General features: G+C 36.9%; 18 protein-coding genes. 6 read left to right on the top strand and 12 right to left on the bottom strand.

Annotated elements, in window-relative coordinates:
* Positions 1 to 112 precede the first annotated feature (112 nt).
* From nirB to BAQ48_RS22230, 5 genes are read left to right on the top strand one after another with little or no spacing between them, the layout of a single operon-like run.
* Positions 113 to 2518 carry an NADPH-nitrite reductase large subunit gene (gene nirB, locus BAQ48_RS22250; RefSeq protein ID WP_071712874.1) on the top strand — a complete coding sequence of 802 codons (2406 nt, stop codon included), beginning with the start codon at positions 113 to 115 and terminating at the stop codon, positions 2516 to 2518.
* A gap of 15 nt (positions 2519 to 2533) precedes the next feature.
* A complete protein-coding gene (gene nirD / locus BAQ48_RS22245) occupies positions 2534 to 2851 on the top strand; it encodes a nitrite reductase small subunit NirD (RefSeq protein ID WP_071712873.1) in 318 nt (105 codons plus the stop codon).
* Between the two features lie 59 nt (positions 2852 to 2910).
* Complete coding sequence (locus tag BAQ48_RS22240; RefSeq protein ID WP_071712872.1) at positions 2911 to 4335, top strand: uroporphyrin-III C-methyltransferase; 1425 nt, start codon at positions 2911 to 2913, stop codon at positions 4333 to 4335.
* Positions 4332 to 5042, top strand: a complete 711-nt coding sequence (locus tag BAQ48_RS22235) for a sirohydrochlorin chelatase (protein ID WP_071712871.1) — start codon at positions 4332 to 4334, stop codon at positions 5040 to 5042. Before BAQ48_RS22240 ends, BAQ48_RS22235 begins: the two co-directional genes overlap by 4 nt.
* A complete protein-coding gene (locus BAQ48_RS22230; RefSeq protein ID WP_071712870.1) occupies positions 5035 to 5508 on the top strand; it encodes a precorrin-2 dehydrogenase in 474 nt (157 codons plus the stop codon). The genes BAQ48_RS22235 and BAQ48_RS22230 overlap by 8 nt, the downstream gene beginning before the upstream one ends.
* A gap of 191 nt (positions 5509 to 5699) precedes the next feature.
* Here the strand turns inward: BAQ48_RS22230 and BAQ48_RS22225 are convergent, their stop codons facing one another.
* The 8 genes from BAQ48_RS22225 to moaA all read right to left on the bottom strand — a co-directional run bounded on the left by BAQ48_RS22225 (position 5700) and on the right by moaA (position 13130).
* Positions 5700 to 6122 (bottom strand): STAS/SEC14 domain-containing protein, encoded by a 423-nt coding sequence (locus tag BAQ48_RS22225; RefSeq protein ID WP_242660489.1) that lies wholly within the window; start codon positions 6120 to 6122, stop codon positions 5700 to 5702.
* A gap of 304 nt (positions 6123 to 6426) precedes the next feature.
* Positions 6427 to 7344 (bottom strand): AEC family transporter, encoded by a 918-nt coding sequence (locus tag BAQ48_RS22220; RefSeq protein ID WP_071712868.1) that lies wholly within the window; start codon positions 7342 to 7344, stop codon positions 6427 to 6429.
* Positions 7345 to 7760: 416 nt separating this feature from the next.
* Positions 7761 to 8930, bottom strand: a complete 1170-nt coding sequence (narK, locus tag BAQ48_RS22215) for a nitrate transporter NarK (RefSeq protein WP_071712867.1) — start codon at positions 8928 to 8930, stop codon at positions 7761 to 7763.
* A gap of 80 nt (positions 8931 to 9010) precedes the next feature.
* The gene (moaD, locus tag BAQ48_RS22210) at positions 9011 to 9244 is read right to left on the bottom strand and encodes a molybdopterin converting factor subunit 1 (RefSeq protein ID WP_071712866.1); all 234 of its coding nucleotides are present in this window, start codon (positions 9242 to 9244) and stop codon (positions 9011 to 9013) included.
* Entirely contained in the window at positions 9241 to 9711 is a 471-nt protein-coding gene (locus BAQ48_RS22205; protein ID WP_071712865.1) for a molybdenum cofactor biosynthesis protein MoaE, read from the bottom strand. Before BAQ48_RS22205 ends, moaD begins: the two co-directional genes overlap by 4 nt.
* A gap of 43 nt (positions 9712 to 9754) precedes the next feature.
* Positions 9755 to 11044 (bottom strand): molybdopterin molybdotransferase MoeA, encoded by a 1290-nt coding sequence (locus tag BAQ48_RS22200; protein WP_071712901.1) that lies wholly within the window; start codon positions 11042 to 11044, stop codon positions 9755 to 9757.
* Between the two features lie 41 nt (positions 11045 to 11085).
* Positions 11086 to 12099 carry a molybdopterin-synthase adenylyltransferase MoeB gene (locus BAQ48_RS22195; protein ID WP_071712864.1) on the bottom strand — a complete coding sequence of 338 codons (1014 nt, stop codon included), beginning with the start codon at positions 12097 to 12099 and terminating at the stop codon, positions 11086 to 11088.
* Positions 12100 to 12116: 17 nt separating this feature from the next.
* The gene (moaA, locus tag BAQ48_RS22190; protein WP_071712863.1) at positions 12117 to 13130 is read right to left on the bottom strand and encodes a GTP 3',8-cyclase MoaA; all 1014 of its coding nucleotides are present in this window, start codon (positions 13128 to 13130) and stop codon (positions 12117 to 12119) included.
* A 276-nt stretch (positions 13131 to 13406) separates the two neighbouring features.
* On the opposite strand from moaA, the gene BAQ48_RS22185 reads away from it, so the two are divergent.
* The gene (locus BAQ48_RS22185; protein ID WP_000013863.1) at positions 13407 to 14099 is read left to right on the top strand and encodes a Crp/Fnr family transcriptional regulator; all 693 of its coding nucleotides are present in this window, start codon (positions 13407 to 13409) and stop codon (positions 14097 to 14099) included.
* Between the two features lie 93 nt (positions 14100 to 14192).
* On the opposite strand, the gene narI is transcribed toward BAQ48_RS22185, so the two are convergent.
* The 4 genes from narI to BAQ48_RS22165 are packed head-to-tail and all read right to left on the bottom strand — an operon-like array spanning position 14193 to position 20598.
* Positions 14193 to 14882, bottom strand: a complete 690-nt coding sequence (narI, locus tag BAQ48_RS22180; RefSeq protein WP_071712862.1) for a respiratory nitrate reductase subunit gamma — start codon at positions 14880 to 14882, stop codon at positions 14193 to 14195.
* 17 nt (positions 14883 to 14899) lie between these two features.
* Positions 14900 to 15430, bottom strand: coding sequence for a nitrate reductase molybdenum cofactor assembly chaperone (gene narJ, locus BAQ48_RS22175; protein ID WP_071712861.1), 531 nt, complete (start codon positions 15428 to 15430; stop codon positions 14900 to 14902).
* A gap of 19 nt (positions 15431 to 15449) precedes the next feature.
* A complete protein-coding gene (gene narH, locus BAQ48_RS22170) occupies positions 15450 to 16925 on the bottom strand; it encodes a nitrate reductase subunit beta (RefSeq protein WP_071712860.1) in 1476 nt (491 codons plus the stop codon).
* Positions 16915 to 20598, bottom strand: a complete 3684-nt coding sequence (locus tag BAQ48_RS22165) for a nitrate reductase subunit alpha (RefSeq protein WP_071712859.1) — start codon at positions 20596 to 20598, stop codon at positions 16915 to 16917. The genes narH and BAQ48_RS22165 overlap by 11 nt, the downstream gene beginning before the upstream one ends.
* Between the last annotated feature and the right edge of the window lie 282 nt (positions 20599 to 20880).

The raw sequence follows: 20880 nt of genomic DNA, 5'->3' as shown, positions 1-20880 counted from the left end.
TTTGTGAATTATTATAAAGATGTGATAAATATCACATCTCCCCCTTTTTTGATTTTCTATAATAAAAATATAATTCTTTGTTCAATATTTCACATAAAAAGGGGCAACGAAAATGAAAAAACGTTTAGTTATGATCGGAAATGGTATGGCTGGCATACGTTGTATAGAAGAAATACTAAAACATGATAGTGATTTATATGAGGTTACTATTTTTGGAGATGAACCGCACCCAAACTACAATCGCATTATGCTCTCTCATGTTTTACAAGGCAAAACAAATATGCAAGATATCATTATGAATGAATACAGTTGGTATGAGGAAAACGAAATAACCTTGTATACAGATGAAAGAGTTCAGAGTATTAACCGAGAAGAAAAAATCATTATCACAGAAAAGAATCGTACTCTTACATATGACAAACTCATTGTCGCAACAGGTTCTAGCGCTTTTATTTTACCTATTGAAGGCTCCACTCTTTCTGGTGTAACAGGATTTCGAACTATTGAAGATACACAGTTTATGATTGATATCGCTAAAGAAAAGAAAAAGGCCGTTGTCATTGGTGGTGGGTTACTTGGTTTAGAAGCCGCAAGAGGTCTTATTGACTTAGGAATGGACGTACATGTTGTTCATTTAATGCCTAGCTTAATGGAACAACAATTAGATACGAAAGCAGCTTCTCTTCTGCGTGAAGATTTAGAAGCACAAGGCATGAAGTTTCTAATGGAAAAGAAAACTGTAAAAATTCTTGGGACAGACCATGTTGTGGGCATTCAATTTGAAGATGGTGAAGTTGTAGATTGTGATTTAATCGTAATGGCCGTCGGAATACGCCCAAATACGCAAGTAGCAAGAGATGCTGGTTTACTTGTCAATCGCGGCATTGTAGTCAATGACTATATGCTAACAAATGATGAATCCATTTATGCAGTTGGTGAATGTGCAGAACATGATGGTATCGCATATGGACTTGTTGCCCCTCTCTATGAACAAGGCACAATATTAGCGAAACATATAACGAATTTACAAACGAATGGATACACGGGCAGTATCGTTGGTACGCAATTAAAAGTTGCTGGTTGTGATTTATTCTCTGCTGGCCAAATTTATGAAGATGATCAAACGAAAGCAATATCAATCTTTGATGAATGTAAACGTTCCTATAAAAAAGTATTAATTCGTGACAATAAAGTCGTTGGTATCGTTTTATACGGGGATACTGCTGATGGTACACGACTCTTTAGTATGTTAAAGAAAGAAGAAGATGTACAAGAATATACAACCGCTTCCCTTCTTCACAAAGCTGGTGAAGAAAGTGAACTTGACGTTGCTACAATGAGTGCGGATGACACAATTTGTGGATGTAATGGTGTTACGAAAGGTACAATCGTTCATGCCATTTTAGAGCAAGAGTTAACTACTTTTGAAGAAGTTAAAGGATGTACGAAAGCCGCGGGATCTTGTGGTAAATGCCGTCCGCTTGTGGAACAAGTTTTATCTCATACACTCGGAGATGCCTTTGATGCTTTTGCGCAGTCTGCTGGTATGTGCGGATGTACAAGTTTATCACGAGATGAAGTCGTAGCGGCCATTCACGAGAAAGGTTTAAAATCTCCAAAAGAAGTACGGAATGTTCTTGGTTTTGTACATGAAGATGGCTGTTCGAAATGTCGTCCTGCTTTAAATTACTATTTACGTATGGCGATTCCAGAAGAATATGAAGATGATAAAGCCTCCCGTTTCGTTAATGAAAGAATGAATGGTAACATCCAGCACGATGGGACATTCTCTGTTATTCCACGTATGTACGGGGGCGTTACAACAGCTGATGATTTAATGAAAATTGCTGAAGTTGCGAAAAAATATAACGTCCCTCTTGTGAAAATTACAGGTGCGAGCCGAATCGGCTTATATGGTGTAAAAAAACAAGATTTACCTAACGTATGGGCTGACTTAAATATGACTTCGGGATATGCGTATTCAAAATCGCTTCGTAATGTAAAATCATGTGTTGGTTCTCGTTTTTGCCGTTTCGGTACGAAAGATTCATTAGGACTTGGTATGCTCCTTGAACAATCATTAGAAATGGTAGATACACCTCATAAAATGAAGATGGGTGTAACTGGCTGTCCGCGTAACTGTGCGGAAGTATTGACGAAAGATTTTGGCGTTGTTTGTGTCGAAAATGGATACCAACTTTATATTGGCGGAAATGGTGGTACGGAAGTACGCAAAGCTGATTTTGTAATGATTGTCCCTACTGAAGATGATGTCCTGCGCATCGCTACAGCTTACATGCAATATTATCGTGAAACTGGTATTTACGGAGAGCGTACTGCCTACTGGACAGAACGTTTAGGCTTCGATCACATAAAAGAAATACTACAAGATGCGAGTATGGTTACTATGCTAAATGCACGCTTCCAAACAGCTCGTAGCACTTATACTGAGGCATGGGGACAAGCATTAGAAACGAGATCATTAAAAGCGATGTATGAAGTAGAAACTGTGAAATAAGGAGCCGTGATCTAAATGATACAAACGAAAGAAAAAATAAAAGTTATGAGTGCAGAAGACCTTCCTATACAAATCGGTAAAGAGGTGCAAATGAAAGGTATGTCTATCGCTCTATTCCGTCTTTCAAATGACGATATTCGGGCTGTAGAAAATCGTTGTCCTCATAAAAACGGACCGTTAGCAGAAGGAATTGTATCTGGTGAATTCGTCTTTTGTCCACTACATGATTGGAAAATTTCATTAATAACAGGTGAAGTTCAAAAACCTGATGACGGCTGTATTCAAACGTACGAGGTAGAAATTATTGATGGTGATATTTATATATACATGTAATTTACAAAAGGAAGCCTCCCCCTGGCTTCCTTTTAAATAAAAATAGATGAGGTGCGATTATGAACGGATATGTATATTTAGTTGGTGCAGGACCAGGTGATGAAGGGCTTATTACAAAGAAAGCGATAGATTGTTTAAAACGTGCAGATATCGTTTTATATGACCGTTTATTAAACCCTTTCTTTCTTAGTTATACAAAAGAAACATGTGAACTTATTTATTGCGGAAAAATGCCAAAGAATCATATTATGCGACAAGAAATAATTAACGCCCACCTTCTTCAATTTGCGAAAGAAGGAAAAATCGTTGTTCGATTAAAGGGCGGAGATCCATCTATTTTTGGCCGTGTTGGTGAAGAAGCAGAAACTTTAGCAACAGCGAACATTCCGTATGAAATTGTACCAGGTATTACATCTAGCATCGCCGCTAGTAGCTATGCAGGTATCCCCCTCACCCACCGTAACTATAGTAATAGTGTAACTTTACTAACTGGGCATACAAAAGGTCCTTTAGCCAATCATGGAAAATATAATTCATCCCACAATAGTGACACAATCGCTTACTACATGGGTATAAAAAACTTACCTACAATTTGTGAAAACTTACTACAAGCAGGAAAAAAAGACGATACGCCAGTAGCAGTCATTGAATGGGGTACAACTGGTAAACAGCGCGTTGTCACAGGAACACTTTCAACCATTGTTCCTATCGTCAAAAACGAAAATATTTCTAATCCATCAATGACAGTTGTTGGTGATGTCGTTTCCTTACGTAATCAAATCGCTTGGAAAGAACGTACACCATTACATGGTAAAAAAGTTTTATTTGCATCCGCAACAAATAAAACAAGTTTAACGAAGCAAAAATTACAAGAATCCGGTGCAGAAATATATCAAATTCCAACTTTCAAAAAGAAAGAATTCACATTAACCTCTGAACAAATCAATGAAATTTTTAACGTTGATCGCCTTGTATTTTGTTCAGCTGAAAGTGTAGAAACCTTAATGCGATCATGCAGTAAATATCATAAAGATATTCGTTCCTTACACGCGGAATTTCAATTTATGAACCTTTCTGTTCAAGAAAAGCTTATGCAGTATGGATTGTTAAGTAAACCAGCACAATTTTCTTCTCAGTCTACTATTTATTTAGGTCGAAACATTAACCGAATTGCTTTTATTCAAGAAAAAATTGGTGCAGGATTCTACATGATGACCCATGAGTATACAATTGATCATCGCTTCGATGAAATTCATTCTCGTATGCTTTCTGAATTTTCATGGGATAGCATTGTATTTGAAGGACGTGCTTCCATTGATACATTTTTAGCAGAAATAAAACGCCTTGGCTTTATCGATATTCTTACTCTCCCATTCTCGTATACCGAAATTCCAACTTTACACTATGCGAATAAAGTCGGGTTTCATAATGTAGATAAGCAATTACAAGACATTATTATGAAGAAAGACATGGTGAGACAATGAAAGGAATTGTATATGTTGGACATGGGAGCCGGCTCCAAGAAGGTAACAATCAATTCATTCACTTTATTCAATCTGTTATGAAAGAACGTAACGAAAGAATTCAAAAAATAGCTTTTCTGGAACTAACAACATCTACTATTTCAGATGCAGTTACAGAAACAATACTAGAGGGCGCAACCGAAATAATGATTGTACCTGTTTTATTATTTGCAGCAGCTCACTATAAACGTGATATACCTTTTGAGATAGAGAAAATGCAAAAGAAATATCCATATATCACATTTTCAGTTGTATCACCTTTTAGTACACATTCACATATGGTGGAACTTGTAGTGAAAAGAATACGTGAAGCTATGCCAATGCAAGAGAGTAGTATTTTACTCGTAGGGCGAGGCAGTAGTGATCCACAGCCGATACATGAATTACAACAAATCGGAGCAGCTGTCGAACGAAAACTCGGTATGCCAGTATGTTGCTCCTTTTTAACGAAAGGAACGCCCTCTTTTACTGCTGAACTCAAGGCTATAACATCGACTGCGTCCCATGTATATGTCATGCCGTACCTTCTCTTTACCGGATTGTTGCTTCAGAAAATTAAGTTGCATACAAAAAAATATGATCACGTTACGACTTGTAACTGCCTTCAATTTGATACATACATGAAATTAACATTGTTAGAACGAATGGAGGAATGTGTGTATGTATAACATGTACTCTCTTATGTTTAATCTAAATAAAAAGGTGGTTGTTATTATTGGTGGAGGTAAAATCGCATATCGAAAAGCGTCTGGATTAAAAGATACAGGCGCTTTTGTCACCGTTGTCAGCCCAAAAATTTGTGAGGAAATGAAGGAGCTTCCTTATATTACTTGGAAGCAAAAAACTTTTTCTAATGATGATATTAAAGATGCCCACCTTATTTATGCAGCTACAAATCAACATGCTGTAAATATGATGGTCAAACAGGCCGCCCATGATTTTCAATGGGTTAACGTTGTAAGTGATGGTACAGAATCATCATTTCACACGCCTGGTGTCATCCGAAATGGTGAATATGTTGTAACGATTTCAACTTCAGGTAGGGATCCATCGTTTACGAAGCGTATGAAAAAGGAATTAACATCTATACTTCCTAAACTTATAAAAAAGCTTTCTCGTACTCACAAATTGTAATCTATCACTTAGCTAAAATAGTAATTACCTTTGGACAAACGTTTTTTAGAAACGTTTGTCCTTTTTGTTTTGATATTGTTTATTAAAGTTTCACAAGCAAATTACGAAGAAAATGAATGGTGCTGGCAACTTGTAAACTAATGAATTGTATGACAAATACAATATTAGGAGCAACTGGTTCAATTCAGTTTTTACATTTGATATTCATCCAACCAAATTAACGCTTGTTCATAATCATCAAAAAATTTCACAGATTCTTTCGTATTAGATTGCTGTAAATAATTCAGTATCTCTCCTTCTTCAAGAAGAAATGCAATTGCCTTACTATGATTCAAAATAGTTTCATTGAAGAACTTCTCTTTCCATACTTTTTGAACAGAAAAATGATTTGGCGTGTATCCTTTTCTATCCACCAACAATTTGTATTTCCGCCCTTCGGAAATGAATTGCTGACAAACCTGCTCGAAACCATTAAACCATTCATACACATCCTCTGTTTTAATCTGGCCAATTAGATGTGTAACAATCAAATCTCCCGAAACTGTTGTGCTAATATTCTGTTCACTCAAATTAGAATCATCCCCCTTAATTACAATTATGAGGAAAAACCGCATAAAATCAATAAAGATAAAATTCTTACTTGACACTTTCACCCATTGCTATCATCCTAAGCTCATGTAACTTTACATGATAAGCGAGATTGTGTCTTTTTTCGCAAGTATATATGTAAATGCTTTAAAGATTTGCATACGAAATAACCCCTAATGAGTTTCCTTTTTTTGAATTAGGCCGCTTGATTATCAGACATTGTACAATTGTAAACGACACCCAATATATCAAAAACCGTTTTCTTCTCATATCGATGGGATTTCCGTCCATCATTTACCGCCTCAAATCTATTCGTTTTTGCACGTATATTCAAAACAAAATATATGAAAAATAAATAACGACAGTTACTGTAATAATGCTGAAAAGTGTTGAAAATAAAACGATTTGTGCATGTAATTCAGGCTCTATTTGATATTCCATAGCAATGGTCGATGTATTTCTTGAAGTAGGAAAAGAACTTGCAATAAATAATGATTGTGCAACAATACCATCGATGTTTAGTAGGTAGATCATGGCAAGTGCTAATAATGGTCCCATCAGTAACCTTCCAATTAAAGCCCATGTTATGACTCGATGGAAAAAATTAAGCTTAATGTTGGATAATTGTGCCCCTAGCAATATGAGTGCTATTGCAACAAAACCATTCGCAAGCTGATTAAGAGGTAGCAAGATAGAATTAGGTAATTGAATTTTAAAAGATTGAAAGAGAACCCCTAATACGAGCGCATGAAATACAGGCAGTCTTAGAAATGATTGAATAATACCTCCGATTGTTTTTGTTGCTGATAGTAAGTTATATATCCCATATGAATAAGTTAAAAGATTTTGGAAAATAACAATAAAAATCTGAATGGAAACCCCCACTGGATTATGACTGAAAATCAATTGACTTACTGGTAACCCATAATTACCGGAATTCATTAACGAAATGCTATTTTTTAGAGCTGCACTTTCTCCTTTTTCTAACTTTAATGTTTTTGAAATGAAATGACTTACTATGATCAAACTCAGACTATAAAGCATTAAATAGTATATTATCTGGAGCAACAAACCTGTTTCTATACGAATATCATATATATTCACAAATACAGCCGCTGGCATCAAGCAATAATTAATAAGTGTAGATAGCTGCTTTAAGTTAAATTGGAACTTTCTTTGTAAGATTGCACCAATTAGCATCAATATTAATATTGGTAATATTACGTCTAATATAATAAAAACAAACATGTAAAACCTCATTCCAAATATATTATAGTTTCATTAAACCCTTTACTAAAATGGATGCAACTTTGGACAATTCTATTGCATCAATCTAATAATCTTCTACAACAAAGTTAGGCGGAAACACTCCTTAGTTATCAATAATTAGAAAATTAAAATCGATAATACGAAAATGTGCATCTAATATTCTCATATCCCTCCCTTTTCTTTAACATAGCAAATATGACTCTTAAAGAAAATTATAGATTATTTATACAAATTCATAATTTTATCTTATCGACCTAAACTGTATTCTTTCGTTTAAGTGTACTATTTCACAATATCCATTAGCCTTACTAAAGAATTTGGTCATAAAAGAATGTGTTGAAGCCTATTACTAAAAGAACCATCCCAAAATACTTTGGGATGGTTCTTTTTCTTTATTAATGAGTCTTTAACAGCACTAACAGCTTTTCTTGACTATACATCCACACAGTAATGATTAAACAAGCAAGTGCGACTTCTGATAATGCCATAAACCCAATTGCATAATGACCTGTTAGTTGGAATAGTAATGTTAAAATTAGCGGCGGGAAGAATCCTCCTAGTCCGCCTAAAGCTGAAACGAGTCCATTTACAATACCAGCTTGTTCTGAGAAATACATTGGAACGAGTTTGAAGATTGTACCATTTCCAATCCCTGCACAAAATGCGACTAGTAGGCAACCAAATGTGTACACATTCATGCTAGGCATAAATGATAAAATAATACCTGAAAGTGTTAATCCGATAAATACGAAGATTAATATTTTAAATGGATTAAACTTATCACCTAGCCAACCACCAATCGGACGCATTATTGTTGCGAGTATGATGAATCCGGCTGTCCGCATACCTGCATCTACTTTCTCTAATCCGAAGTGAGATACTAAAAAGTTTGGTAAGTATACTGTAAATGCGACAAATGATCCGAATGTTAAAAAGTAAAAGATACATAGAAACCAAAGTTTTTCATTTTTATATACACCTTTTATTTGTTCCATTAATGGTGTATTCACCTTTTTCTCCTTACGATCGCCTAATAAAAAGTTCATAAGTGCAAACGCTGCAAGTAAAACTAAATAACACTGTACTGTCGTTCTCCAACCAACTGATGTCGCAATTACAGGAGCTAAAAATGAAGTAATTGCTGTCCCCGCGTTACCGACACCGTAAATACCATTTACAAAACCATGACTCTCTTTCGGAAAGTATTTCGGTAAAGAAGTTACCCCTACTGAGAATACCGCCCCACCGATTCCGACGAATAAACCACCAATAATTAAATCCATCATTGAATCGGCAACACTAATATAAAAGACAGGAAATAATAATAGAATAAAACTAATAAAGAATAATTTTCTTGCTCCGAAACGATTTGTCCAATAACCAATCGGAATGCGAAGAACAGAACCTAATATAACCGGTACTGCTGTTACCATAGAAATTTGTCCTGCAGTTAATGGGATATCTACTTTAATATAGGGCATTAATGATGATAAAATAACCCATACCATAAAACCGATAACTAGATTGGAAGTTTGTAAACTTAATTGAAAATTAGGACTTTTCATCCTGTTCCCTCCTATGTATGCATAGTTATATTCATTCCCTCCAGCCTAATCACGTCCTTACATGATCAGGCTGAAAAGAATCAACCACCACTTACTGGCGGAATCATTGCTACGACATTGCCAGTTTGAATGATGTCATCCTCATTTGCATATTCTTCATTTATCGCAACCATAATCTCATTTGAAATTGCTACATTATATTCCTTAACCAGAACTTCCTTTAGCTTCGCAACCGTAATATTTTCGCAATCTATGTGTAATGCTGGCTTACTGACTTCTTCTTGTAAATGTGCAAATAATAGTACTTCAATCATATTCTTATCTCCTTTCCAGGCTCACCATTTGCATATGCTATTTTCTCTAACTGATCACCTATCCATGACTCACCATCTTCCCAAAACTCTTTCTTCCAAATCGGAACAATTTGTTTTATACGCTCCATAATATATTCGTTCGCCTCATATGCTGCTTTCCGGTGTGGTGTAGAAACGGCGACAACAACAGCAAGATCAGAAATTTGTAATGTACCAATGCGATGTGTAATGGCGACATATGTCCCAGACCACTTCGCTTCTACTTCAGTGCCAATTTTCTCAAGTTGTTTTTCTGCCATTGTTTTATATGCTACATACTCTAAATATAGTGTACGACGTCCTTTCGTAAATTCTCTTACAGTGCCAATGAAAGTAGTAACAGCACCACACTCACGACGAATTACTTTGTTTGTAACTTCTTCAATTGAAATAGGTGTATCAATTACTTCATAATACGTTTGTGTCATTTTGCACCTCTTATCTTTGTATAAGTTAGCAATCTATTTTCTATTATTTATATGATCGAAGCGGTTCATCCCACGGCCACTCACTTCCGGCGTTTGATTCTAATAACAGTACCGAAACAGTTATTCCTGCTTCAAACCCTCTCGTTCCTCCTGGCAGGACGATACATGCATTTGCCTCTGCAAGTGAAGAAATTGCGCTAGATTTATCTAGACCAACTGGTATAACTTGTAATTGTCCATCTACAATTTCTACTCTCCCTCTTACAAAACGAGTAAATGGATTTGCTTTCGGAAAGTCTTTCTGTAAAATTGCTTCTGCACGAAATACGTGCGGATCTTTTCTATGCAAATATGTTCCAATGACTGGTCGAACATATAATTCACATCCGACATAACAAGCAGAAGGATTACCAGATAGACCAAATAGTAGTTTTCCTTCTACCTCAGCTACAGTTGTCACACTTCCTGGCCGCATCGCTATTTTGTTGAAAAGTACATTAGCTTGCAATCTTTCATAAATAGCAGGAAAATAGTCATAGTCTCCTACCGAAACACCACCAGTTGTAATTAAAATATCGACTTCTTTTATCGCTTTTTTTACAGTGTTATAGCACGTCTCTATATCATCAGCGATTTGTCCATAATACTGTACAACTCCCCCCGCTCGTTCAATTTGAGCAGCGATCATATAGGAGTTGCTATTTCGAATCTTCCCTGATTTTAATTGTTCATGTACCTCAAGCAGTTCACTTCCTGTCGTCACAATTCCAATAATCGGCTGTTTTACAACATGTACGGAACTATAACCAAACGTAGCAAGAAGTGCTGCAACTCCAGGATTAATAACAGTCCCTTTTTTCACAAGGATGGTATTTCGTTTTACATCTTCTCCTTTAAAAGAAATGTTATCCCCGGAAGCAAAAGAGCGTTTTAATTTCATAAAAGTCTTTTCGTTTTCTTCAAATCCTTCCGTTAGTTCTAACATAACAACTGCATTACACCCTGCTGGAATTGCCGCACCTGTCATAATACGGACAGTTTGAAATGGTTTCACTTCTTCTGTAAAAACAAAACCTGCTCCGATTTCACCAATCACTTCAAACCGAATTGGGTTACTGCTACTCGCTTCTTTTGTATCTTCTGCTCGAATCGCAAATCCATCGTACGGAGAGCGATCAAAATGCGGGACATCATGATCTGCAACAACATCTTCTCCAAGGATTCTTCCGTAACTGTCTATAAGAGAAACTTTTTCCGTTTCACCCTCATGAGCATATTCCATTACACGTGCAACTGCTTCTGCCACTGGAATTGGATTACGTTTTAATAACATTTTTTTCACCTCGTTTTGAAAAATAGAAGCTCTCATTCTATTTACCCTACATATTTTGCATATAATCGTTTTGCTATTTTCATATCATTTGTCCCATGAATAAACGCCCTACCGTCTGTAAATAAAACGAAACGATATTCATCAACAAGAAACGATAATAAATATGGTGTTTTTTTGACATCCAAACTTTTTTGTAAGCGTTTTTGTATTTCTTCTAAATTAAGAGTCCCCTCTATTCCTGGACGGATTTGAACGGTATTCCGCCCGCATAACAATTCAGTTTTCATCTGCGCTTCAAATGTTAAACTTGGATATGTTCGTGATTTTCCACAAGATGGACATGTACTTTTTTTCTGTCTATTTACTTTTAATGAGAGATATTGATTGTTCCAAATATCAAATGATAACATCGTTCCTCTTAGCGACTGGTAATTATCCACCAATATTTTCATCGCCTCTGTTACTTGATGAGCAACAACCATCTGTACAGCTGGCTGAATAATTCCTGCTGTATCACATGTTGCACCACCCATAGGATGATCCATTAAGCAGCGAAAGCACGGTGTTTTTCCCGGAAGAATTGTATACGTTACACCGTAGCTTCCAATGCAACCACCGTATATCCAAGGTATATTTTCTTTTTGTGAAATGTCATTTATAAGTAGACGCGTATCAAAGTTATCAGTCGCATCTAATATGAGATCCACTTCTTTTGTTAACTCTTCCATTTCTTGCATTGTGACATCTGTTACAACTGGCTCAATCTCCACTTCAGAATTAATCGTTCTTAAATGTTCTGCTGCTGCAATTGCTTTTGGCTTGCACTGCTTCGCATCTTCTTCTGTATATAACTGTTGCCGTTGTAAATTACTCCATTCGACGTAGTCACGGTCAGCAATTGTCAATTTCCCAATTCCCATCCTAACGAGAGCTTCCGCATTTGCAGCCCCTAGTGCACCCGCACCGATTAAGAGCACATGCTTTTCTCTTATTTTTCTTTGTCCTATTTCACCAATTTCAGAAAATAGTACCTGTCTTGAATATCGCTCTTGCATAGGGAATCCTCCTTTCTCTATCCTCCAATGTATGACATTTCAACTTTTGGACGTTTATTTGTACTTTCCGCCGTTCTTTCATCTGAATATCGATCTGTTCTAAACTCCCATGTATGGTGGAGAATTTTTAGTAGTGAAGTATCCGAAATATCTTCTCTAAGAAGCGTTCGTAAGTCCGTTCCTTTCGTTCCAAATAAGCACGTGAAAAACTTGCCGTCTGCCGAAATACGAGCTCTCGTACAAGAAGAACAAAATGACTCAGATACTGAAGTAATAAATCCAACTTCTGCATCACTCCCTACATATCGATACAATTTTGCAACTTCTCCAAAGTAACGAGGTTTAACAGGCTCAATCGGATATACACGATTAATCTTCTCTATTAATTGTTCCTTCGTAATAACTTGTTCGAAGTTCCAGCCGTTCGTACTTCCTACATCCATAAACTCAATGAAACGGAGCTGAATTTCTTGTTCTTTAAAATAACGAGCCATATGAAGAATTTGACTATCATTCATTCTTTTTTTTACGACCATATTTACTTTTACTTCTAATCCAGCAGCCTTTGCTGCTTCAATTCCTTTCAATACAGGTTTTGTACTTACATTTCGTCCATTAATTTTTCGGAAGATATGATCCTCTATCGCATCTAAACTAATATTTACACGTTTGAGTCCCGCTTCTTTTAACGCCTTTGCTTGCTTTGCTAAATGAATACCGTTTGTTGTGAGTCCAATATCCGTTAAACCGTCTAGCTTTGCAAGCATTGCAATTAACTTCGGTAAATCTTTACGCAATAAAGGTTCGCCGCCAGTAAGTCTAATTTTATTGACTCCCATACTTATAAATAATCTTGCTAATCTTACTATTTCATCGAACGTTAATAAAAACTCTTCCTGTAAAAAAGTGTAATCAGGTCCGAACACTTCAGCAGGCATACAGTATGTGCATCTAAAATTACAACGATCAATAACTGAAATACGTAAATCTTGAAGTGGCCGCTCTAACGAATCTCTCATCTTCTCGTGCATCTATATCCCTTCTTTTCTACTCAAATCCTTAGTAAGTTTCATATTTTCATTTGCCTTTATTATAAAAAAGAAGCTACATATTCAATGTGACTTTTCTCACATTACTTTCCCCATTCCAAAATTTTTCACAAATCCGTTCGAATTTTGTTCACATCTCAAGCCCTACTCCATCCAGTCATTGAAATTTCACTTCTTTCCAAAAATATCTCTTGCATTTTCATCATACTTACATTCAAAATAGGAGATGTATTGCTTATAAGAAGAAAGGTGATCGCTGTGGCAAACAGTATGACATTATCTCAAGACTTAAAGGAATTACTTGCATCTGTTGAATATAAAATGCAGATTAAAAAAGGAAGTTTTATTTTTCAAGAAGGTATGGAAGCAACAGAACTCTATATCATCCACTCAGGGAAAGTACAAATTAGTAAACTAAGTGCTGATGGGCAGGAATTAACACTCCGTATTTGTTCGGCATACGACATTATTGGTGAACTAACATTGTTCACGGACAATGCGAAGTATTTATTAAACTCAAAATGCCTTGAAGATGTTGAAGTAGGGGTAATAAAGCGTGAAACCTTAGAAAAAGCATTACTCCAAAAGCCCGCGCTCGTATTTGAATTTATGAAATGGATTAGTGAACATTTAAGAAGAATGCAAACGAAGTTCCGAGATTTAGTATTACATGGCAAAAAAGGTGCCCTGTATTCTACTCTCATTCGAATGACAAATAGTTATGGTGTACTAAAGGAAAATGGGATTCTCATCGATTTACCGTTAACGAATCAAGAACTTGCTAATTTCTGTGCAACTTCACGCGAAAGTGTAAATCGAATGTTAAATGAATTAAAAAAGCAAGGTACAATTTCTATTCATAAAGGAAAGATTACAATTCACGATTTACAATTTTTAAAATGTGAAATTGCTTGTGAAGATTGCTCTGCCTCTGTTTGTAGTATTGATTAGCATCTTATTTAGATACTTATACCTATAAGGAAAGCCGAGATGTCCAATTAGATCTCGGCTTTTCTTATAAAGTACTAAACATGTATAACAAAACTATTTTTTCAATTCATTTGGAATACGTCTTCTGTAAATTACATAACTACGACTTAAGTATTTAATTGGGGCACTAAATACATGTACCAGTCTTGTAAATGGCCATACTGCGAAAAGCCCCAACCCTGCGAGAATATGAATTTTAAACCAAACTGGTACTTCCGTCATGTATTCAACTTTTGGTTGGAAAATAAAGAGACTTCGGAACCAAGGACCAATCGTTGTACGATAATCAAATCCTTTTGAGTCAATGTTTAAAAATGTTGAGGAAAGTCCTGCCAGCATAACGATAAGTAATAAAATAAGCGCAATATAATCTCCCTTTGTACTCGTTGCAATAATACGTTTTACTGTTACGCGGCGGTACGTTAATATAATTAAACCGATGATAGAAGCAACCCCTGCTGGAAGCCCGAAACTAATTGCTACTACATGATACATATGCTCAGAAATACCTATTGAACGGTATACAGCTTCTGGAATTAAAATCCCCATAACATGACCGCCAATTACGAATATAATCCCAAAGTGGAATAATAGACTTCCGATTCGGAGCATTTTTTTCTCTAATAGTTCACTAGATTTTGATGTCCATCCAAATTGATCATAGTTGTATCTGAAAATATGTCCACCGATAAAGATTGCAAAAATGATATAGGGAAACAACACCCATAGAAATTGATCCATCATTTTGACAACTCTCCTTTCTAATTTGTCTGTACACCCCATGTATCGATAGCGAGGAGAACAGCTCCAAGAATTGGTTCATACATACTGTCTGCTTCTTTTAACTGAACATGCAATGCTTGTATATTCTCCTTATATTTACCCATAATCGGCTCACTATCTTGTTCATCTGCATTTGCAAAAAACTCAAGTAATAGTGGTAAATAATCTGGTAGTTCTTTATCCGTTACTTCAAAACCAGATTTTTTATAATGCTGTTTTAACTCTAGTAATTCAATGCCTCTTTCTCTTTGTTCGCCGGTGTTCATATACGTTAAATACATATTAGTCTTTTTACCAAAATCAAATGTATATACGTAACTATCAATAAGTTGATCGTTCGTTTTATCTAGCGCTTGTTTTATAAATGCTGTAAGTGAAGTTTTAACTTCTTCCTGTTCAATCGCTTCAATCTCTTCTTTTAATTCTGTTACAGCTTCTCTCCACCCTAGTTCAGGGTAGGAGAGAAGAAAAGAAGAACAAGAAAAAGCAGTTTGTAAACTTTCTTTCATAATTTTCTGCCCCCTTTATTTAAGAAATTGTCATACAAGAGCCTGGACCACCTGTGAAGGAAAGGCCACAGCTTCCTTGTTCGCTATATAAATCTGCAACTTGTTCGCGGTGAGACGTCGGGATGACAAAACGATCTTTATATTTCGCGATAGCAAGAAGACGATACATCTCTTCTACATCCTGTTTCGTTAAGCCAAGTTCTTTTAATACAGCTTCATTTGGTTCTTTATTAATCTGCAATGCTCTCATATGCGTTCGCATAACGGCCATTTTCTTCAATGTAAGACGAATATGTGATTCATCCCCTGCAGTGAGTAAATTCGCTAAATATTGAATTGGAATACGCATATTATCAATAGCAGGGAAAATCTCTTCTGCTTTCCAGTTACTACCTTTTCCTTCCACCATGTTCATAATTGGGCTAAGCGGCGGGATATACCAAACCATCGGCATTGTACGATACTCTGGATGAAGAGGCAGAGCAATTTTCCAATCGATAATCATTTTATAGATTGGCGACTGTTGTGCCGCTTTAATCCATTCTTCAGGAATGCCTTGTTTTTTCGCTTCAGCCGCTACTTCTGGATCATTTGGATCTAGGAAAACAGTAAGCTGAGATTCATATAAATCTTTTTCATCTTCAACAGAAGCCGCTTCTTTTACTTTGTCAGCGTCGTATAGTATTACCCCAATATACCTGATACGTCCTACACATGTTTCTGAACAAATTGTTGGCATACCAGCTTCAATACGCGGGAAGCACATTGTACATTTTTCAGCTTTATTCGTTTGCCAGTTAAAATACACTTTTTTATATGGACAAGAAGATACGCAGAATCTCCATGCGCGACATGCATTTTGATCTACAAGAACAATCCCATCTTCTTCACGTTTATACATCGCACCAGATGGACAAGAAGATACACAAGATGGATTCATACAATGTTCGCATATACGTGGTAAATACATCATAAAGACATTTTCAAAATCCGTTTTAATTTCTTCTTCCATTTTCTTTACGTTCGGATCTTGTAATCCTGTTATATGTCCACCAGCTAAATCATCTTCCCAGTTTGGACCCCATTCAATTTTGTCGATAAATTCGCCTGTAATTGCTGATTTCGGACGAGCAACTGGCTGATGCTTACGCTGCGGGCTATTCGTTAACGTCTCATAATCATAGTTCCAAGGTTCAAAGTAATCATCAATTGTTGGTTGATCTGGATTGTGGAAAATATTCATAAGACGCTTCATTTTCGAACCGGATTTCAGTTGAAGGTCACCATTTTTCAATTCCCAGCCGCCTTTGTATTTCTCTTGGTCTTCCCATTGCTTCGGATAACCAATTCCGGGTTTCGTTTCTACGTTATTGAAGTACATATATTCAGCACCTGGACGATTTGTCCAGGTGTTTTTGCATGTTACGCTACAAGTGTGGCAGCCGATGCATTTATCTAAGTTCATTACCATTCCGACTTGCGCTTTAATCTTCAAGCCAATCTACCTCCTTCAGTTTGCGAATTACAACGTTTAAGTCGCGCTGGTTTCCAGTTGGACCATAATAGTTAAATCCATAACTTAATTGACCATACCCACCAATCATATGTGTCGGTTTCACGTGAATTCGAGTCGGACTATTATGCGTTCCCCCGCGATTACTTGTTAATTTCGTACCAGGTACGTTAATGTGACGATCTTGCGCATGGTGCATAAATGCCATTCCTCTCGGTATACGGTGCGTTACAACAGCACGTGCTACAACAACACCGTTACGGTTAAAGCATTCAATCCAATCATTATCTGCAACGCCAGCTTCTGCAGCGTCATCTTTATTCATCCAAACAGTTGGACCACCTCTAAACAGCGTTAACATCGGTAATGAATCAAAGTACATACTATGAATCGACCACTTATTATGCGGTGTTAAATAGTTTAATGTAATCTCTTTTCCCTCTACTTCAGGCCGTGATTTACGGAACGGTTTATGTTGCAGAATTGGTTTGAATGTTGCCATCGTTTCACCAAATTCTTTCATCATGTCATGGTCTAAGTAGAAAGATTGTCGACCAGTTATCGTTCTCCAAGGAATAAGACGTTCCACATTTGTTGTAAATGGTGAGTAACGGCGTCCACCTTTTTCAGAACCTGTGAAAGCTGGAGAAGTAATTACTGTTTTTGGCTGTGCTGTAATTTGCTCAAATGTGAAGCATTCTTCTTCACGTTCTTCTGCTAAATCACGCAATTTTAAATCTGTTTGTTTTTCAAGTGCTTCCCACGCTTTTACAGCCATATGACCGTTTGTTGTAGAAGAAAGTGTTAATACCGCCTCAGCAGCATTAATTGCTTCTTTTATATCTGGGCAACCTTTCGCAATAGAATCCGTTCGAACGACTCCTAATCGACTCTTTAATTGCTCATATTCTTTTTCCGCAGACCAAGAAATCCCTTTCGTACCAATCGGTTGTTTTCCGGCATTTGGTCCTAGTGCAGTCATTTTGTCATAAATCGTTTTATAATCCCTTTCGACAACATGAATTTGCGGCATCGTTTTACCTGGGATTGGTTCACACTCGCCTTTGCTCCAATCTTTAATCTTGCCAAGTGGTTGCGCTAATTCTTGCGGTGTATCGTGAAGAAGTGGTGTTGCAACGACTTCTTTCATTGGCTCAAGATCGATTTTCTTCGCTAAATCTGACACAGCTTTAGAAAGAGCCGTGAAAATATCCCAGTCAGAGCGTGCTTCCCACGGTGAACCGATTGCTGGGTTAAACGGATGCACAAATGGATGCATATCTGTACTACTCAAATCGTGCTTCTCATACCAAGTTGAAGCAGGTAAGACGATATCAGAATAAAGCGCTGTTCCAGCCATACGGAAATCTAAATTAATGAGTAAATCTAATTTCCCTTCTGGTGCTTCTTCATGCCACTTAATTTCTTCCGGTCGTATTGAATCACTATCATCATTCATTAATCCGTTTGTTGTACCTAATAAATGTTTTAAGAAATATTCGTGTCCTTTACCAGAACTTGAAATTAAGTTCGCACGCCAAACGAATAAGTTGCGCGGGAAGTTGTTTTTATTATCAGGATCTTCAATCGCAAATTTCAATTCTTTTTCTTTTAGTTTTTGCGCAACGTATTTTCCGATTTCTTCTTGCGTCGTTGCACCAGCAGCAACAGCTTCTTTATATAATTCAATTCCGTTTTTCTCGAATGTCGGATAAGAAGGTAACCAGCCAAGTCGTGCCGCTAATACGTTGTAATCACCGTGATGTTGATAACGAGAGTTACCTTCAATTGGTGATGCTAAATGTCCAACTGGTGTATCTTCATAACGCCATTGATCTGTTACGAAATAGAAGAATGAAGTACCATTTTGTAATTTCGGTGGCCCTTGCCAATCTTTTGCCATCGCGATTGTTTGCCACCCTTCTGCTGGTCGTAATTTTTCTTGACCAACATAATGCGCCCAACCGCCGCCATTTACACCTTGTGCCCCAACAAGAAGAACAAGATTTAAAACAGCGCGATAAATCGTATCAGAGTTAAACCAATGGTTAATACCAGCTCCAACAATAATCATGGAACGACCATTTGTATCAACAGCATTTTGTGCGAACTCACGAGCAATTTGAACAATAAGCTCTCGCTTCACTCCCGTCATTTTCTCTTGCCATGCAGGTGTAAACGGCATATCATCATTGAAGTCTTTCGGTTCTTGTCCACCAAGTCCTCGGTTCACTCCGTAATTTGCTAACGTTAAGTCGTATACAGTTGTAACGAACACTTCGCCTTCTTCTGTCATAACCTTTTTCACTGGAATTGTACGTTCTAATACTTTATTTCCATCATCAGAGAAGTACGGAATTTGTACCGTTCCAACCGCATCTTCCATTCCAAGTAAAGAAAGACGTGGATCAATCTTTTCACCTGTTTGTTCATCTTCTAAACGTAAGTTCCATTTCTTTTCGTTATCCCAACGTGATCCCATTGTGCCTTGAGGTGTTGCAAAATCATTCGTGTTCTCGTTCCAAAGTACAGGCTTCCATTCCCCTAACTTCGTTTCGCGTCCGATATCAGAAGCATTTAAGAATCGATCCGCAACGAATTGATCTCCTTTTTGTTTCAATGTGACAAAGAAAGGAAAATCAGTATATTGCTTCGCATACTTTGTGAAATATTCCACTTGATTATCTACGTAAAATTCTTGTAAGATTACGTGCCCCATTGCCATCGCAAGTGCACCATCTGTACCTTGTTTCACACTAATCCATTCATCCGCAAACTTTGTAGATTCAGCGAAGTCAGGACTGACAGAAACGACTTTCGTTCCTTTATATCGAACCTCTGCTAAAAAGTGAGCATCTGGCGTTCTTGTCATCGGTACATTTGAACCCCATGTCATAATGTAACCAGAGTTATACCAATCACTACTCTCTGGTACATCTGTTTGATCCCCCCAAATTTGCGGCGAAGCTGGCGGTAAATCTGCGTACCAATCATAGAAGCTAAGCATCGGTCCACCCATAAGTTGCATAAAACGGCTACCTGCTGCATGACTTAACATCGACATAGCTGGAATTGGTGAAAAACCAACATTTCGGTCTGGACCGTATTTCATTACTGTGTAAAGTAATGAAGCAGAAACGAGTTGTAACACTTCATCCCAATTCACACGAATGAATCCCCCTTTACCACGCGCCTGCTTATACGTACGTGCCTTTTCAGGGTTTTCCACAATGCTTTTCCAAGCATCTAGTGGTGACTTGTGATTTTGCAGTTCTTCTTGCCACATATTCCAAAGAACACCACGTACATACGGATATTTCACACGAAGTGGACTATAAATGTACCATGAAAAACTCGCTCCACGTGGACATCCTCGTGGTTCAAAATCAGGCATATCAGGACCTGTAGTCGGATAGTTAAGCTCCTGCCCTTCCCAAGTTACAATTCCATCTTTCACATATATATTCCAGCTACATGAACCAGTACAGTTCACACCATGTGTAGAACGAATTACTTTATCATGCTGCCAACGCTTTCTGTACACATTCTCCCATTCACGATCTTCGTACGTTTCTTGTGTATGGTTATCGTTATAACGATCTATTGGTGAAAAATATTTTAAACGTCTCATTAGTGCTGAAGGTTTCTTCTTCATACTGTTCACTCCTTTAATACGTCTCTCTTACATACCCTTACTATAAGAGAGGTTGTAAAATACAGATGTGACATTTCGCACAGTTCAAGAGATTGTCAAAAATTCAGTAGAAAATAAGTTTGTGAGAAAATCTTTTGTTCTGTTGTGGGGGGTTATGGTTAATCGTGATTATTAGGAGAATGATATTTTGAGATATCGACTATTTTGCAAAAGAAAAAACGCAGGAAAAATTCCTACGTTTTTTTATAAAAATATGAAAAAGAGTTTTGACATTATTTCAAA

It is taken from the genome of Bacillus luti, from assembly GCF_001884105.1.
GTDB classification, from domain to species: domain Bacteria; phylum Bacillota; class Bacilli; order Bacillales; family Bacillaceae_G; genus Bacillus_A; species Bacillus_A luti.
Note: the sequence above shows the minus strand (reverse complement) of the source record. Positions and strands in the feature narration are given on the sequence as shown.

What these genes read in the sequence shown, in the direction of transcription:
- BAQ48_RS22165 (WP_071712859.1), bottom strand. Translation starts at nt 20,598, where the DNA reads ATGAAGAAGAAACCTTCAGCACTAATGAGACGTTTAAAATATTTTTCA.
- BAQ48_RS22220 (WP_071712868.1), bottom strand. Translation starts at nt 7,344, where the DNA reads ATGTTTGTTTTTATTATATTAGACGTAATATTACCAATATTAATATTG.
- moaA (WP_071712863.1), bottom strand. Translation starts at nt 13,130, where the DNA reads ATGCACGAGAAGATGAGAGATTCGTTAGAGCGGCCACTTCAAGATTTA.
- narI (WP_071712862.1), bottom strand. Translation starts at nt 14,882, where the DNA reads ATGATGGATCAATTTCTATGGGTGTTGTTTCCCTATATCATTTTTGCA.
- nirB (WP_071712874.1), top strand. Translation starts at nt 113, where the DNA reads ATGAAAAAACGTTTAGTTATGATCGGAAATGGTATGGCTGGCATACGT.
- moaD (WP_071712866.1), bottom strand. Translation starts at nt 9,244, where the DNA reads ATGATTGAAGTACTATTATTTGCACATTTACAAGAAGAAGTCAGTAAG.
- BAQ48_RS22205 (WP_071712865.1), bottom strand. Translation starts at nt 9,711, where the DNA reads ATGACACAAACGTATTATGAAGTAATTGATACACCTATTTCAATTGAA.
- BAQ48_RS22200 (WP_071712901.1), bottom strand. Translation starts at nt 11,044, where the DNA reads ATGTTATTAAAACGTAATCCAATTCCAGTGGCAGAAGCAGTTGCACGT.
- narK (WP_071712867.1), bottom strand. Translation starts at nt 8,930, where the DNA reads ATGAAAAGTCCTAATTTTCAATTAAGTTTACAAACTTCCAATCTAGTT.
- BAQ48_RS22235 (WP_071712871.1), top strand. Translation starts at nt 4,332, where the DNA reads ATGAAAGGAATTGTATATGTTGGACATGGGAGCCGGCTCCAAGAAGGT.
- nirD (WP_071712873.1), top strand. Translation starts at nt 2,534, where the DNA reads ATGATACAAACGAAAGAAAAAATAAAAGTTATGAGTGCAGAAGACCTT.
- BAQ48_RS22240 (WP_071712872.1), top strand. Translation starts at nt 2,911, where the DNA reads ATGAACGGATATGTATATTTAGTTGGTGCAGGACCAGGTGATGAAGGG.
- BAQ48_RS22195 (WP_071712864.1), bottom strand. Translation starts at nt 12,099, where the DNA reads ATGCAAGAGCGATATTCAAGACAGGTACTATTTTCTGAAATTGGTGAA.
- BAQ48_RS22225 (WP_242660489.1), bottom strand. Translation starts at nt 6,122, where the DNA reads ATGCGGTTTTTCCTCATAATTGTAATTAAGGGGGATGATTCTAATTTG.
- narJ (WP_071712861.1), bottom strand. Translation starts at nt 15,430, where the DNA reads ATGAAAGAAAGTTTACAAACTGCTTTTTCTTGTTCTTCTTTTCTTCTC.
- BAQ48_RS22230 (WP_071712870.1), top strand. Translation starts at nt 5,035, where the DNA reads ATGTATAACATGTACTCTCTTATGTTTAATCTAAATAAAAAGGTGGTT.